Source organism: Vibrio sp. 2-1-2a, assembly GCF_032648565.1.
In the GTDB taxonomy this organism is placed as follows: domain Bacteria; phylum Pseudomonadota; class Gammaproteobacteria; order Enterobacterales; family Vibrionaceae; genus Vibrio; species Vibrio diabolicus.
Map to the genome: position 1 here is coordinate 560639 of NZ_WBOH01000002.1, position 15348 is coordinate 575986.

The 15348-nt window shown below is 45.6% G+C and carries 13 protein-coding genes; 5 read left to right on the top strand and 8 right to left on the bottom strand.

The window, feature by feature from the left end:
- Positions 1 to 111: 111 nt before the first annotated feature.
- The 3 genes from ebgA (at position 112) to F7Y48_RS07240 (ending at position 5178) form a co-directional block, all read left to right on the top strand.
- On the top strand, positions 112 to 3210 hold the full coding sequence (gene ebgA / locus F7Y48_RS07230; RefSeq protein WP_316682979.1) for a beta-galactosidase subunit alpha: 3099 nt from the start codon (positions 112 to 114) through the stop codon (positions 3208 to 3210).
- Between the two features lie 3 nt (positions 3211 to 3213).
- Positions 3214 to 3666, top strand: a complete 453-nt coding sequence (locus tag F7Y48_RS07235; RefSeq protein WP_316682980.1) for a beta-galactosidase subunit beta — start codon at positions 3214 to 3216, stop codon at positions 3664 to 3666.
- Between the two features lie 78 nt (positions 3667 to 3744).
- A complete protein-coding gene (locus F7Y48_RS07240; RefSeq protein ID WP_316682981.1) occupies positions 3745 to 5178 on the top strand; it encodes an amino acid permease in 1434 nt (477 codons plus the stop codon).
- A gap of 47 nt (positions 5179 to 5225) precedes the next feature.
- On the opposite strand, the gene F7Y48_RS07245 is transcribed toward F7Y48_RS07240, so the two are convergent.
- Positions 5226 to 6146: a LysR family transcriptional regulator gene (locus F7Y48_RS07245; protein ID WP_395205843.1), complete on the bottom strand. Its 921-nt coding sequence runs from the start codon at positions 6144 to 6146 to the stop codon at positions 5226 to 5228.
- Between the two features lie 112 nt (positions 6147 to 6258).
- Here F7Y48_RS07245 and chrA point away from each other — a divergent pair, with 112 nt between their 5' ends.
- Both chrA and F7Y48_RS07255 read left to right on the top strand, forming a co-directional pair.
- Positions 6259 to 7398, top strand: a complete 1140-nt coding sequence (chrA, locus tag F7Y48_RS07250; protein WP_316682983.1) for a chromate efflux transporter — start codon at positions 6259 to 6261, stop codon at positions 7396 to 7398.
- Between the two features lie 100 nt (positions 7399 to 7498).
- Complete coding sequence (locus F7Y48_RS07255) at positions 7499 to 8614, top strand: phosphatase PAP2 family protein (RefSeq protein ID WP_316682984.1); 1116 nt, start codon at positions 7499 to 7501, stop codon at positions 8612 to 8614.
- Positions 8615 to 8732: 118 nt separating this feature from the next.
- Here F7Y48_RS07255 and F7Y48_RS07260 read toward each other — a convergent pair whose 3' ends face one another.
- Genes F7Y48_RS07260 through F7Y48_RS07290 form a run of 7 tightly spaced genes read right to left on the bottom strand, consistent with a single transcriptional unit; the run spans position 8733 to position 15347 of the window.
- A complete protein-coding gene (locus F7Y48_RS07260; protein ID WP_006742396.1) occupies positions 8733 to 9746 on the bottom strand; it encodes a tetratricopeptide repeat protein in 1014 nt (337 codons plus the stop codon).
- Between the two features lie 20 nt (positions 9747 to 9766).
- Positions 9767 to 10708, bottom strand: a complete 942-nt coding sequence (locus tag F7Y48_RS07265; protein ID WP_048625930.1) for a type II secretion system F family protein — start codon at positions 10706 to 10708, stop codon at positions 9767 to 9769.
- A gap of 2 nt (positions 10709 to 10710) precedes the next feature.
- A complete protein-coding gene (locus F7Y48_RS07270; RefSeq protein WP_006742394.1) occupies positions 10711 to 11679 on the bottom strand; it encodes a type II secretion system F family protein in 969 nt (322 codons plus the stop codon).
- A gap of 9 nt (positions 11680 to 11688) precedes the next feature.
- Positions 11689 to 13134, bottom strand: coding sequence for a CpaF family protein (locus F7Y48_RS07275; protein ID WP_006742393.1), 1446 nt, complete (start codon positions 13132 to 13134; stop codon positions 11689 to 11691).
- Positions 13135 to 13146: 12 nt separating this feature from the next.
- Positions 13147 to 14355: an AAA family ATPase gene (locus tag F7Y48_RS07280; protein ID WP_006742392.1), complete on the bottom strand. Its 1209-nt coding sequence runs from the start codon at positions 14353 to 14355 to the stop codon at positions 13147 to 13149.
- A gap of 12 nt (positions 14356 to 14367) precedes the next feature.
- Complete coding sequence (locus F7Y48_RS07285; RefSeq protein ID WP_256935711.1) at positions 14368 to 14886, bottom strand: TadE/TadG family type IV pilus assembly protein; 519 nt, start codon at positions 14884 to 14886, stop codon at positions 14368 to 14370.
- Positions 14883 to 15347, bottom strand: a complete 465-nt coding sequence (locus F7Y48_RS07290; protein WP_258619613.1) for a TadE/TadG family type IV pilus assembly protein — start codon at positions 15345 to 15347, stop codon at positions 14883 to 14885. The genes F7Y48_RS07285 and F7Y48_RS07290 overlap by 4 nt, the downstream gene beginning before the upstream one ends.
- Position 15348 lies beyond the last annotated feature (1 nt).

The following is a 15348-nucleotide window of genomic DNA, read 5'->3' on the forward strand; positions in this document are numbered from 1 at the left end:
TCATAAGCATTTTTCACAATACATCGGCCGTTGTTTTTGCACTGATGTTGAGCCGGATGAAACCAATTCGCATTCCAACATAAGCGCACCAAGCCGAGGGGAGATCAAAACGTGAACAATTGGGAAAACTTCCAACACTTACACGAGAATCGTATGGCACCGCGTGCGTACTTTTTCTCCTACGACTCTGTTCAAAGCGCACAAACCTTTCAACGTGAACTGAGTCGCCGCTTTATGTTACTCAGCGGCCAATGGACATTCCGTTATTTCACCAACCCAATGTTGGTACCTGATGAGTTTTACTCACAAACAATGAACGACTGGGGACACATTACCGTCCCAAACATGTGGCAAATGGAAGGCCACGGCGATCTGCAATACACCGATGAGGGCTTCCCATTCCCGATCGACGTCCCGTTTGTACCAACCGACAACCCAACGGGCGCTTATCAACGCACATTTACACTTGGTCCACAGTGGGATAACCAACAAACCATCATCAAGTTCGACGGCGTGGAAACCTACTTTGAAGTGTACGTAAACGGCGAGTACGTCGGCTTTAGTAAAGGCAGCCGACTCACAGCGGAATTCGACATTTCCAAGTTCGTCCAACAAGGCGAAAACTTACTCTCTGTACGAGTGATGCAGTGGGCCGATTCCACTTACATTGAAGACCAAGACATGTGGTGGACGGCGGGGATCTTCCGCGATGTTTATCTTATGGGCAAAGAGCAGATTCACGTCCAAGATCTCACCATTCGCACCGATTTCGCCGACGATTACCAAAGTGCGATGCTCAGTGCTCAAGTCGAATTAGAAAACCTTTCCACCGCTATCGCGTCAGGCTATACGCTGGAATACGCGCTGCATGACAAAGGCACTGTCGTAGCCAGTGGTCAATGCGATTCACTGACTATCCAAAACCACCACTCAACAAGCTTTGCGATTGATATGGTGAGCCCAACGCATTGGACGGCTGAAAACCCTTACCTTTACCACTTGTTCATCACCTTAAAAGATCACCAAGGCAACGTAGTGGAAGTGATCCCACAACGCGTGGGTTTCCGTGATATCAAAGTGCGTGATGGCCTTTTCTACATCAACAATCAATACGTGATGCTGCATGGTGTAAACCGTCATGACAACGACCACCTAAAAGGTCGCGCAGTGGGTATGGATCGCGTGGAAAAAGATCTGATTTTGATGAAGCAACACAACATCAACTCAGTTCGCACCGCACACTACCCGAACGACCCACGCTTCTACGAGTTATGTGATATTTACGGCCTGTTTGTGATGGCAGAAACCGATGTGGAAACCCACGGCTTTGCCAACGTTGGCGACCTGAGCCGTATCACCAATGATCCTGCTTGGGAAGCGGTGTTTGTCGATCGCGCAGTGCGCCATGTGCACGCACAGAAAAACCACCCATCGATCATCATGTGGTCACTCGGTAACGAATCGGGTTATGGCTGTAACATCCGTGCGATGTATACCGCGACCAAAGCAATTGATGACACCCGTTTGGTTCACTACGAAGAAGACCGCGATGCTGAAGTGGTGGATGTGATTTCCACTATGTACTCACGCGCTCAACTGATGAATTACTTTGGCGAACACCCACACGAGAAGCCACGCATTATCTGCGAATACGCACACGCGATGGGTAACGGGCCGGGTGGTTTAACCGAATACCAAAACGTGTTCTATGCGCACGACCACATTCAAGGTCACTACGTTTGGGAATGGTGTGATCACGGCATTCTAGCGCGTGATGAACACGGCCAAGAGTTCTACAAATACGGCGGCGATTACGGCGACTACCCAAACAACTACAACTTCTGTATGGATGGTCTGATTTACCCAGTTCAAACCCCGGGCCCAGGCCTGAAAGAGTACAAACAAGTCATTGCACCGGTGAAAATCCGCGCCGTTGAAGGTTGCCATGACCGCTTCATCGTTGAGAACAAATTGTGGTTCACCAACCTCGATGATTACACCATTACTGCTGACATGCGTGCCGAAGGTGAAACCCTGCATAGCGTGCAATTCAAAGTCAAAGCTTTGGTCGCCAACAGCGAACGTGAAGTGACCATCGACTTGCCAGAATTGGATGAACGCGAAGCCTTTGTTAACTTCACCGTACGCAAAGACAGTCGCACGCTTTACAGCGAAGCCAACCATGAAATTGCGGTGTATCAGTTCCAACTGAAAGAAAACACCGCGACGTTGCCTGCACTGGTCAACCACAATATTCAACCCTTGGTGCTTGAAGAAAGCCGCCTAGAGCACGTGATCACAGGTCATAACTTCACGCTTACCTTCTCCAAAGTAAACGGCAAGCTGACTTCTTGGCGCGTAAATGGCGAAGAGATCATTCAATCTGAGCCGAGACTGAACTTCTTCAAACCGATGATTGATAACCACAAACAAGAGTATGAAGGTTTGTGGCACCCAGCGCATCTGCAAATCATGCAGGAGCACTTCCGCACACTTGCTGTGGAAGCAACTGATGATTCCGTCTTGATTACAACCACCAGCATCATTGCGCCGCCGGTCTTTGATTTTGGCATGCGTTGTACCTATCGCTATCAAATCAATGCTCAAGGCCATTTGAACGTGGAACTGAGTGGCGAGCGCTACGGCGACTACCCTCACGTGATTCCGGTCATCGGCTTGGATTTGGGCATCAACGGCAGCTTTGACCAAGTGAGCTACTACGGTCGCGGCCCAGAAGAAAACTACCAAGACAGTCGCCAAGCTAACCTCATTGATGTTTACCACAGCACCGTCGAGGACATGTTCGAGAACTACCCGTTCCCGCAAAACAACGGCAACCGCCAACACGTGCGCTGGGCATCGCTCACGAACCGTCATGGCACAGGGTTATTGGTGAAACCTCAGCAAGAAATCAACTTCAGCGCGTGGTTCTACACCAACCAAAATCTGCATGAAGCGCAACATACGATCGAGCTAGAAAAGAGTGGCTACATCACCCTTAACCTTGACCATCAAGTGATGGGGTTAGGCTCGAACTCATGGGGCAGCGAAGTGCTCGACTCTTACCGCGTGTACATGGACGAGTTCCGTTACGGCTTGACGCTGATGCCACTGCAAGCAGGCGATTGCAACGCACACGTGATGGCAAACCATGATTTCGACAACGCGTTTTTCACTCAAACCAATACTCAATCAGTCAACGAGGCTTAACCCATGATCGTGTTAGACAGCTTAGAGCAATTCAAACAGGTATATCGCAACGGTCGTAAATGGAACCGCTGTGTGGAAGCCATTGGCAACATCGGCAACATCAAAGATGGCGTGATGCACTCGATTGGCGATTCACTGGTTTACATGGTTGAAGATGGCATCGCGAAACAAACCGAAACGTTCATCGGTAACCGTCGTTACTTCGATGTGCATTACTACCTCGAAGGCCGAGAAAGCGTTGAGTTCGCGGATAAAACCACGTTAACCCTAGAACAAGCTTATCGTGATGAAACTGACCGCGAATTTTTTTCTGGTCAGGGTGAAACACGTGAGCTTTGCGAAGGCCAAGTGGCGATTTTTGAAAACAGTGAAGCGTACCGCTTCCACGGAGACAACCGCGTAAGAAAAGTGGTGCTCAAAGTGACCATCGAAGATGGCTACTTCCTAAATAAATAAAACAAGAGAAGGGCTGTGGTCACAGCATTACAAGCCCTTCCTCCCTACAATTCCAACGTGATTCACCGGAGATAGAACATGTCTGAATCCAAACGTAATACGATAGGCAAATTCGGGTTGTTGTCCCTCACCTTTGCCGCAGTATTTAGCTTTAATAACGTAATCAATAACAATATCGAGATCGGTCTAGCGTCTGCGCCAATGTTCTTTCTGGCGACCATTTTTTATTTCATCCCTTTCTGTTTGATCATCGCAGAATTCGTATCTCTGAATAAAGATTCTGAAGCGGGTGTCTACGCATGGGTAAAAAGCTCACTCGGCGGTCGCTGGGCGTTTATCTCTGCCTACACTTATTGGTTCGTTAACCTATTCTTCTTCACGTCTTTGCTACCGCGCGTTATCGCTTATGCGTCTTACGCGTTCTTAGGCTATGAATACATTCTGACGCCATTCACCACTACCGTGCTCAGTATGATTTTGTTTGCGTTTGCGACCTACGTATCGACAAACGGCGCGAAAATGTTGGGGCCAATTACGTCGGTGACCTCCTCCCTCATGCTGCTACTGACAATGTCGTACATTTTACTGGCTGGCGCAGCGTTGATCGGCGGCGTAGAACCGGCTGACCCAATTACTGTAGAAGCGATGATCCCTGATTTCAGCTGGACATTTTTAGGCATTACTACATGGATCTTTATGGCGGCAGGCGGTGCGGAATCGGTCGCGGTTTACGTAAACGATGTGAAAGGCGGCTCGAAATCGTTTGTTAAAGTCATCATCATCGCAGGTATCTTTATCGGTGTGCTTTACTCAGTCGCGTCTGTTTTGATTAACGTGTTTGTTCCTAGCGAAACCCTAAAATACACGGGTGGCTCGGTACAAGTATTTGAAGGTTTGGCTGCGTACTTTGGTTTGCCAGAAGTATTGATGAACCGCTTCGTAGGCTTGGTATCCTTTACCGCTATGTTTGGCTCTCTACTGATGTGGACAGCAACGCCAGTGAAAATCTTCTTCTCTGAGATTCCAGAAGGCATTTTTGGTAAGAAAACCGTAGAGCTGAACGAAAACGGCGTACCAGCTCGCGCAGCTTGGTATCAGTTCCTTATCGTCATTCCATTGATGATCATCCCAACATTAGGTTCTAACACCGCTCAAGATTTGATGAATACCGTGATCAACATGACCGCTGCCGCCTCGATGCTGCCACCACTGTTCATCATGCTGGCGTACCTGAATCTGCGCTTGAAACTGGATCACGTCGAGCGTGATTTCAAAATGGGCTCACGCAAAATGGGCATCGCTACCGTATCGGTACTGATCGCTATCTTTACGGTTGGTTTCTTAGCATCGACCTTCCCTACTGGGGCCGACATCATGACCATCATTTTCTACAACGTTGGCGGTATCGTGATTTTCCTTGGCTTTGCTTGGTGGAAGTACAGCCAATACGAAAAATCATTGAATCAGGAAGAGCGTATAAAAGAAGCCGCGCCAGCTTCGCAAGCGGTATAACACAGGCTCTCAATGACAAACATTCTGGGCACCCTTTGGTGCCCTTTTTATATGTGAGAGGTAATGGTCGAAGAAACTAATTCGCGTAGCCAAATCCCTTTATCTTCATTGTTTCGGCTGGAATGCCACAGCATGGCAATATCAAAATCCGCAACGGCGATCGGCGGCTTAACGGTAATGAGATCGTCCGAAAAGCCCTCCGCCAAAGCCATTTTTTCTGGCACGATGGCAATGAGATCGCGCTTTTTCAATAGATGCCGAATAGTGAGAAAGTTGCGCGACGCCACGGTGACTTTACGGCTTAAGCCATGTTCTGCGAGCTTTTGGTCTACTTGTGTCTTTAAGCTCCCATCGGGACTTACCAGAGCTTGCTTTATGTTAGCGAACGCTTCTAGAGACAGCTGTGTTTCCCCTTGCAATACCTGTTTATCACACATACACACGTGTTTTTCCGTGTACAAGTACAAGCTCTCAAAGTTGTCATCCAACACTGGCATGCTGCCAATAATGACATCGAGCTTTTCATGCTCAGTTAATGCCACGTAGTTGCTACGATTGACGTTAATAAAACTGATCTGCGCCTCTGGTGCGCGCTGGCGTATTTCGTCATAAAGCCGAGGAGCAAAAATAAACTCGGCATAATCCGTTAACCCAATGCGACATACACCCGCGTAATTTTCAGGTTGGAAGGCAGACTTAGTGAGCAAGTCTTTGGCGATAGAATCCAACAAGTGATGCACAGTTGGCGCGATGTGGTGAGCGTGCTCGGTGGGCTCCATCTTGTGTCCTTTTCGCTCAAAAAGCGGGTCGTCAAACAACAACCTTAAACGAGACAAACTATGACTCATCGCCGACTGGCTAACGTAACTTTTCTCTGCCGCGACGCTAACGCTTCGATAGCGATACAAGTAGGAAAACGTCACCAATAAGTTCAAGTCAATGTTGCGCCACTGAATGTCCTCTTTCACCTCAACATCCTCATCCCATTTCATTCATAAATGAAATTAAATCTATCAATTTGAGTCATTTTAGAGCATCCGATAAATTAGCAGCAATGCTTTTTAGATAAACAGGCTCGACATGTTCACCATCTTCAAAACTTTTTTCTGGCTGGGTTGGTTCAGCTTCGGCGGCCCTGCGGCTCATATTGGTTATTTTCGCCAAACCTTTGTTGAGAAACTGAAATGGCTTGATGACAGCGAGTACGCACAAATCGTCGCACTCAGTCAGTTTTTGCCGGGACCGGGATCAAGCCAAGTCGGCTTTGCATTGGGTTATAAGCGCGGCGGTTTAAGTGGCTCATGCGCAGCATTTGTCGGATTCACGCTTCCTTCGGTGATCATCATGTTGGCACTGGCAATGGTGAGCAGCCAAATCACCGACACCGCGGTGTTCCAAAACATAGTCCACGGCCTAAAACTGCTCGCAGTCGTCGTCGTGGCGGATGCGACTTGGGGCATGTACAAAAACTTCTGTCAAAGCAAACTGACCGCGGGTTTGTGCGTCGCGACTGCGATTGCGTTGCTGGTGGCACCAAGCATCATGACGCAAATGTTCGTGTTGCTCGTAGCAGGTTTTGTCGGCATGCGATATCTGAAGAAAGACTCCGCGCCATCAGCCGAGCCGTTTAAACCGTCTATCACGCCATTGGCTCTATTTGCGGTGCTTTTACTCGGCTTACCGTTAGTAGCTCATACGTTGCCTTTGCTTGGGCTGTTTAGTGATTTTTTCCAAGCTGGTAGTTTAGTGTTTGGTGGCGGTCATGTGGTGCTACCGCTTCTGCAAAACATTGTTGGTGACCAGCTTAGCCAAGATGCATTTTTAACAGGCTACGCCGCTGCACAAGCTGTACCGGGGCCAATGTTCACCTTTGCGACTTTTATCGGCTATGAGCTTTCGGATACGCCAATTTTAGGCGCGCTGATCGCAACGCTTGGCGTATTCCTCCCAGGGTTTCTTTTACTGCTTGGCGTTCTTAAAAACTGGCAAGCACTGGCAGGCAAACCGCTGGTCTCCGGCGCCATCAACGGTGTAAATGCCTCGGTAGTAGGGTTGCTACTCGCGGCACTTTACCAGCCAGTATTTAGCAGCGCAGTTGTTGCTCCCATCGACATGGCGTTAGTGGTTGCGGGTTTCTATCTACACAAAAAGCTCAACCTTTCGGTGCTGTGGATGATCGTGTTTTTTGTGGCGGCAGGCCTTGTCACGGGCATAATGTAAAAATCTTAAACGACAAACTCTTAGCGGGCACTTAAATACAAGTGCCCGTTTTCTCAACTAAGCTTAATGACATTGGAAGGATAGAGATGACGGATCATCGATGGAACAAGACAACAATTACCAGATCAACGTAAGTTGGCAGCAAAAAGCAGCGACTTGGCTCCAGTCTGTGAAGAACGAGTTATTGATCGATAAGATTTTCTACACCTATTGCTTTATCTCGACTGCTGTCATTTATCTTTGTTCTTTATATCTCGATTTCCCTATTGATTACTCTTTTACCACTTACCTTGAAACGCTCATGCAAGCTTTGTATGTCACAGGTTTAAGCTGGTGTATCTATTATTATTTCTATCTCATACTGCGCAAAGAAAAACAGCCAGCAAAGCGCTTCATACGAAAACTGAAACATCTTATTTTTCCACTGTACCGCCCTGTATCAGTGTTTGTTTCGATGATGGCACTTAACCTGATTTTCTCTAACCACACGTTTTTGAAATCGCTTATTCCAATCATCAACCCTTTTAAATGGGATCTAACCTTTGCGAATATTGATACGCTGTTGCACTTCGGCGCCGCACCTTGGGAATTGACCCACGCATTATTCTCCAATGCTTGGGCCTCACTGGCGCTAAACGTTGCCTACAACGCATGGTTTTTTTGTATGTGGGGTATACTCATCTTTTTCCTTATCTACAAAAAATACCCGTTGGTAAGGCAACAGTTTTTACTCACGTTCGCATTGTCTTGGATGATTCTTGGTGTCTTCTTCGCCACGTTACTTTCTTCAGCAGGTCCTTGCTACGTGGAGCTTGTTACTGGAGATGAACAGTTTGTTCCTCTGATGAAAACGCTCGAAGCCCAAAGCCAATACCTTACCAATGTAGACGCTGGGCAATTGTGGGCATTGCCTACACAGCAATATCTTTGGGATGAGTACATCGCGAATGCCAATGGTATTGGCTCTGGCATTTCGGCAATGCCGAGTTTGCACGTTTCCATTGCTGTTTTGATGGCGCTATCAATTTATAGACTCAACAAAACCATCGGCTACTTTGCTTACGCTTTCGCCGTCATCATTCAAATCGGTTCGGTACATTTAGCCTGGCATTATGCGATTGATGGTTACCTCGCAACACTCTTAACGGTGATGTTATGGAAGATAGTTGGTTGGGCTTTGCGGCGCTATGCTTCTTACCCTGAAAGAAGCGAATGAACGGCTAATTGAACAAACAACTGTGCAACGGCACTACTCCCCATAAATGAAAAAGTCCCTAAAAATGAAAAGCCACTCCATCTTGCTGAGTGGCTTTCTTTTTAAATATACTGTGAAGTTATTGGAGAAGCGCGGTAGAGGTATCCCCTCGCTCTCTTACCATTGCTAATGCTCGCTCTAAGTTTTTATTTGCCAGTTCATAGTAGGCAGGGTTCTTATCAATAGCCTGTTGTAGATAAGGAATCGCCTCGCCTGGTTTGCCTTGAAGGATCAAGAAGTAACCAACATTATTGAGTGCTTCCGGCTCTGTCATGTGTCGACTAAAAATACTCAGCGCTTGTCGTGGTTGATCTTTTGCCAGTGCAATGAGCCCCAAATTATTGATTCCCTTTTCATCCCCCGGCTTAATGCTCAGCGCAGCTTGAGTAAAGTGCGCCGCTTTTGAATAAGCTTTTTCCATGTAGTAGGAATAGCCTAGGCTGACTAAAGCGTTGACGTTTCTTGAATCAATATCCAACGCTTTTCGAATTAATGCCTGCGCAATATCGTGGTCGCCACGAATGTCGTAAAGTACACCTAGACCAGAGTAAGCAGAAACCGGTGATTTATCATCATAGCGATACGTTGCAACGCTCTCAGCTGTAATGTTGTCTTTGGTGATAATAGGATCGCCATCCATACGAATTTGGTCAGCGTTCAAAGCGCGGATGTAGTAACTCTTCCCGACGTCCTTTTCGCCACGTTTCGTATACAGAGTGCCAAGTTCTGTGAGGGAACCAATGTGATCAGGGTTCTCTGCTAAAGATGCTCGAAATGATTTATCCGCAAGTTCTGAATTCTCTCTTGCCAAATGGATACGCCCCACGGTGTATAAGGTTTTGTCTTTATGGACCGCGTTAGGAAAAGAGAGCGAGCGAATGTATTCATACAACGCTAAGTCGACATTTTTATTGCTTAATGCAATATCCCCTCGAGAGATTGCCTCCTCCTCTGTTTTTGGAGGTTCATCATTGGTGAGTGACTCAACGGGCTTACCTGAGTACAGCGTTGAATCGAAGTCTGATGACTGTTCAGTTGTTGAACATGCGGTAAGCACCAACAACGAGATGATGACGTATTTCTTAATCCACATAACGATCCCTATTTTGCTTTTTAATTAGAAAATGCCTCAGCCAATGAAATTAACGCAGGTCCAATAGCCACGATGAAAAAACATGGCCAAATAAACAGCACCATTGGAAACATCATTTTGACTGGGATTTTTGCAGCAATTTCTTCTGCTGCTTGTTGACGCTTATCCCTATAGTCTTCGGTATACTCACGCAAGGAGTTGACTAAGCTCCCACCTATTCGAGAGGCGTGGCTAAGCATGCTCACCAGCCCCATCAATTCTTCTAACCCTGTCCTTAATACTAGCTCCCTTAAGGCTTCAGGCATTGGTTTACCCGCTTTAATTTTATTGCACACCGTGTCTATTTCATCGGCAAGTTCTGGGTGAGAGATAACCAGCTCATCTGCAACGCGACGCAAAGCCGCATTAAAGCCAAGCCCTGACTCGGTACAAACCACCAGCAAATCGAGCATGTCGGGCACACCTGCACGAATCGCTTGCTGACGCTTGTTGACCATTCGGCGCAAAATAAAATCAGGAATCAGAAGCCCAATAAATACGGATAACGCCATGTAGGTGTACAGATATTTAGATTCCGGAATCGAGAAATACACCAGTGCTGCCACCATCACACCTAGTATTGTTGTGACCGATTTAATGGCATAGAACATCGACAATGCATTGCTTTCATGAAACCCAGCATGCATCAGTTTATTGCGTGTCGTTTGGCGCTCTTTTTCACTGGTTGGCGAAGTTAAAGGCGCTAACGACTCCAATGTGTCAGTCATTTTTTTGTTGTGGTGAGAGACTTCTTTTTTGTCGCCAGACAGTTCGGCTAACTTTCTTTTAATTGGCGAATTAACCCCAATAATTATCGAGCCTAGCGTCATCACCACCAACACGGTGGTGATGAGGATCAACCCCATGAGTAACGTCTCTTGGCCGACAGCAAAACCGTTTAACCATCCTTGAATGCTTTCCATAGCTACACCTCAATATTGACGATTTTACGAATCCACAGCGTCCCGATAAATAAGGCCACCATCCCACCAATCACCATTTTGATCCCCATTGGGTGCGTATGAAGCAGCTCAATATACTCAGGCCGAACGAGTGAAATGATGACGTACAACCCAAAAGGCGCTAATACTAATACCCATGCCGACATTCGAGATTCCGCAGAAATGGTTTTGATTTTTCGAGCGAGTTTGAAACGAGCACGTAGGATATGAGAGAGCTTTTCAATGTTTTCGACTAAGTTACCACCCGTTTCTTTTTGCAGTAACACCGCACTCGAGAAAGCAAGCATGGATACCGTAGGTGTTCTTTCCGACATTTGCATAATCGCCAAGCGGAGGTCATAACCATAGTTGAGTAAGTTAAAGGTATTCATGAACTCAGGGCCAAGCGGCGCACTGACCTCTCTGCCTACTTCCCCAAACGCTTGTGTAATTGGCTGACCGGCCTGTAGTACTCGCTTAATGATATCGAGCGCCTCTGGCAGTTGCTCTTCGAACTTCATTAAACGATCTGCAATTCTTTTCTGTAGGTAGAAGTAAACCGACACCCAACAAGCGACAGCAACACCGGCACAGAGGTACCAGACTTGCCCGAATAAGAACAGAAATAGCCCAACCGCAACCCCACCGAGGAAGGTGAGAAAAATAAACCGACTGAACCCCATGTGTATCCCAGCCAATTCCAATTTCTTCTTAAAGTTATCGAATAGGCTGAACCTCACAAGCCATCGCTCTAATGGAGAAAGGTTTTTGAGCGAGTTTTCCCTTAGTAGGGAAATACTCTCTTGATCGATGTGTTTATGGCTTTCGTGTATCCGCTTAATTAACTGCTTATGCTTAACCTTTTTACCCGCAGAAGGCAGAATTAACGCCTGGCTAATAAAGAATACGGACAAAAAAAGCAGCACAAGAAAAAGGGGGAATTGACTATCCATAGCAATCTCCTAACGGGCTTTTTCATTGAATATTTCAAATGGTACGTCTAAGCCTCGTTTTACTAATTGGTCATGACAGCTTGGTACAATCCCTGTTGCCATGTAATCACCTAACACATTACCTTCTTGATCGACCCCTCTTCTTTGGAAGGTGAAGATCTCCGACATGGTGATAACGTCGCCTTCCATGCCATTGATTTCTTGTACGCTGACCATGCGGCGTTTACCGTCTTCTTGGCGATCCATTTGCACGACAATATTGATGGCGGAGGCAATCTGCGCTCTCAAGTTTTTGGTCGACACATTCCAACCCGCCATCGAGAACATATTCTCAATACGGCTCAACGCATCCCTTGGTGTGTTCGCGTGAATGGTGGCCAGCGACCCATCATGACCCGTGTTCATTGCCGATAACATATCCACCGCTTCTGAGCCACGAACCTCACCAACAACTATCCGGTCAGGACGCATACGTAGCGAGTTTTTCACTAAATCGCGCTGAGATATTTCGCCTTTACCCTCGATGTTAGAAGGACGTGTTTCTAAGCGAATAATATGTGGTTGTTGGAGTTGTAACTCTGCCGAATCCTCAATGGTCACAATACGTTGATCACTTGGAATGAAGCCCGACAAAATATTCAGCGTGGTTGTTTTACCAGAGCCTGTACCACCAGATATCAGGATATTCATTTCCCCCACGACCGCAGCATTGAGAAACTTCGCCATCTCTGGAGATAACGAACCAAGCTCTAATAGGTTATCCATATTCAAACGTTCAACCGCAAAACGTCGAATAGAAACGGAAGGGCCATCAATGGCAAGAGGAGGAATAATCGCATTGAAACGCGAACCGTCTTTGAGTCGAGCATCCACCATTGGTGATGCTTCATCGATTCTTCGTCCAACCTGGCTAACAATGCGATCAATGATGTTGCGCAGATGGCGCTCATCTAAGAAGGTATGTGGCGTTTTCTCGAGCTTACCAAAACGTTCGACAAAGATATTTTTCGGACCATTGACCAAGATATCTGAAATCGTTGGGTCTTCAAGCAGCGGTTCCAGCGGCCCTAGACCAAACACTTCATCTTCAATTTGATGTATCACGCGATTGCGAGCTTCAGAGCTCAACGGGTGTGTTTGATCTTCAGCAATGAGCTGAACGACCGCTTCGCGTAACTCCTCTTTCGCACGATCTTCTTGCAAGTGCGATAGAAGCCCGAGATCCAAGGTATCCAGTAGCTTTTTGTGATAGTAGTGTTTGATCGAGAGATCTTGTTCTAGCTGTTTTTTCTGCTCCTCGATCGCTTTCATCTTGGCTTCAACGGGCGATAAAGCCCTTTGCTCATCTGACGTATCTTCGTCAGATTTTGCCAACTCGACATTCACAACTTTGGATTCTTTTGTTTCATCTACGGAATTGAAAGAACTCCCGACGCCTTTCCGTTTGAAAAACATAACTCCCCCTTACTAAGAAAATAGTTTTTTGATCCAACTTTGATTCTCTTTGGTCGGACTTTCTAATAAGTGCGATATTTCAGCCAAAGAAGCTTTCAGCGCACTATTTTTCTTAGATTGAACAATTGGGTTACCCAAATTAGCGCTCTCGATAGCAATAGCAAAATTATTAGGTACTAAATGTATCGCATGTCCACTAACTGCATTTTCAATGTCTTTCAAAGATATTGTTGATTTCTTTTCAAAACGATTAACAATCAGTTCAACCTGATGACTACTTAAACCATAGTCTAATTCTAAAGAACGTATGTAGCTGACCGCATGCTTAACCGAAGTAACATTCTGCTGCATAATTAAAAAGATATGCGTAGCCGGAGAAACAATTTGTTGATAAACATGCTCAACACCATGAGACAAATCCACAATAATATGTGAGTAAAACTGTCTCAGAATAGGTAATAACTTACTGACTTGAACTGCGTGTTTATGATTATCCTTGGTATCATTTTGGTTAAAACATAAATAATTCAAACCTGAAGGATGTTGATATACGAGACCTTCTAGTGATAACTCATCCAAATCATTAACAGAATCAATCACATCATTAATATTGTATTTTGGCTTACAGTTTAAATAATCGGCCGCATCACTAAACTGCATATCTAAGTCAATGAGCAATACTTTACTCTTCGCGTAACTTGACAGTTCTATCGCGGTGTTGATCGCCAGTGTTGTTGCACCCGAACCACCTTTTGTATTGATAAATAAAGTTAAATCGCCCATTTGTTTATTGGCAATCTTTTCATCCGCGGTCGATTTTAATAGCGGATAAAGCTCACCAAGATCAACAGAACGCGACAAATAGTCTGTTGCACCAAGCCTCAATGCCATTTTGAGAGATGCCGTATCGTTTTCATCACCAAAGACAATCAAAGCGGTGTGATTATGCTGTAAGCTACTGTCACTAGAGTACACATGAGCCACTTTCTGCGCCCAACTTTCACCGGTTTCAATATAAATAAGATCGGGAATTTGCTTATTTTTAACAAAGTCTAAATTAAAAGACTCTAGCTCTATCCAATCAATATTTAGATTGACACATTCGGATAATTCATCAGCAATATGAATTTTAAAGTTTGACGTAGAATAAACTATCCAAACTATCAAGTTAGTTTTTAAACTTTTATATGTTTCTTCATTTATTTTAACTGGTTTCAACATAAAGCTACTCCATTAGCAATCCGTAATGACATTGGTCCCTTCGGGTCTAAGTATTCCTAAACTCTCTGCAGGCAATATAGTTTCAAAAGCTGGAGTACTCCCTACTGCATTAATTAAAGCAGCTAAAACAAAAAACTGAAAAGTATAATTCACCGCTCTTGCTCGAACATATTTAATTTGAGAAAACTGCGCATTTAATACGTCATTAGACGCTGGAGGGGTAGAAAGAAAGCCTGATACATCAACACTTGCACCAGCTTCATCAAGATAATCTATCTGTAAATTACTCGCAGAAAAGCCTGATGGATAGAGATCTGATACAGCTGGTAAGTTAGCAATGTCATCCCTATCAGCGATATAGCACACGGTAGCAAGCCTCGCAGCTCTTCGTGTTACCTCATTGACCATTTGCACCGAAAAGAAATAGATCGCAAACTCGATGATCAAAAACAGGACTAATATAACGGCCAAAGCGATGACCGAGAACTCAAGCTGAGTCACTCCTTTTTGTTTCGTTATCAATCGTTTCATGGGCCTGTCCTCATAGACGTGGTCGCCCCAATGCTAAATTGCAAAGAAGTGCTCGAAAAAGGTAAAGTCGAGAATATCGGCACGTAATTGTAAGTCGCCGATAGAGTGACCACCTTATTGGTACTCGTTGGTTGGGTAATGACAATATCATCCACACTGATATGGTCTATCACAGGTGTAGTAGAGGCAATTGGGCTTCCATACACAACGACATTCTTGATACTGATTTCGTCAGCAATTGACTCAAAGTTCAACGTGCCGTACGTATCAACGACCGCATACCTTGCCCCATTCTGCAGCGCTTTATTGACCTCGGTATACTGAATAAAAGCTCGGCTCACATCGATCACTAAAACGGTTAGCATCAATAGCACTGGCAAGGCGAGAATAAACTCTATGATTGCCAGCCCTTGTTGACTGCAAATATTTGGCCTTTGATGCTTTCTATTTGAATACAACATA

What these genes read in the sequence shown, in the direction of transcription:
- F7Y48_RS07290 (WP_258619613.1), bottom strand. Translation starts at nt 15,347, where the DNA reads ATGTTGTATTCAAATAGAAAGCATCAAAGGCCAAATATTTGCAGTCAA.
- chrA (WP_316682983.1), top strand. Translation starts at nt 6,259, where the DNA reads ATGTTCACCATCTTCAAAACTTTTTTCTGGCTGGGTTGGTTCAGCTTC.
- F7Y48_RS07255 (WP_316682984.1), top strand. Translation starts at nt 7,499, where the DNA reads ATGGAACAAGACAACAATTACCAGATCAACGTAAGTTGGCAGCAAAAA.
- F7Y48_RS07270 (WP_006742394.1), bottom strand. Translation starts at nt 11,679, where the DNA reads ATGGATAGTCAATTCCCCCTTTTTCTTGTGCTGCTTTTTTTGTCCGTA.
- F7Y48_RS07280 (WP_006742392.1), bottom strand. Translation starts at nt 14,355, where the DNA reads ATGTTGAAACCAGTTAAAATAAATGAAGAAACATATAAAAGTTTAAAA.
- F7Y48_RS07240 (WP_316682981.1), top strand. Translation starts at nt 3,745, where the DNA reads ATGTCTGAATCCAAACGTAATACGATAGGCAAATTCGGGTTGTTGTCC.
- F7Y48_RS07285 (WP_256935711.1), bottom strand. Translation starts at nt 14,886, where the DNA reads ATGAAACGATTGATAACGAAACAAAAAGGAGTGACTCAGCTTGAGTTC.
- F7Y48_RS07235 (WP_316682980.1), top strand. Translation starts at nt 3,214, where the DNA reads ATGATCGTGTTAGACAGCTTAGAGCAATTCAAACAGGTATATCGCAAC.
- F7Y48_RS07260 (WP_006742396.1), bottom strand. Translation starts at nt 9,746, where the DNA reads ATGTGGATTAAGAAATACGTCATCATCTCGTTGTTGGTGCTTACCGCA.
- F7Y48_RS07275 (WP_006742393.1), bottom strand. Translation starts at nt 13,134, where the DNA reads ATGTTTTTCAAACGGAAAGGCGTCGGGAGTTCTTTCAATTCCGTAGAT.
- F7Y48_RS07265 (WP_048625930.1), bottom strand. Translation starts at nt 10,708, where the DNA reads ATGGAAAGCATTCAAGGATGGTTAAACGGTTTTGCTGTCGGCCAAGAG.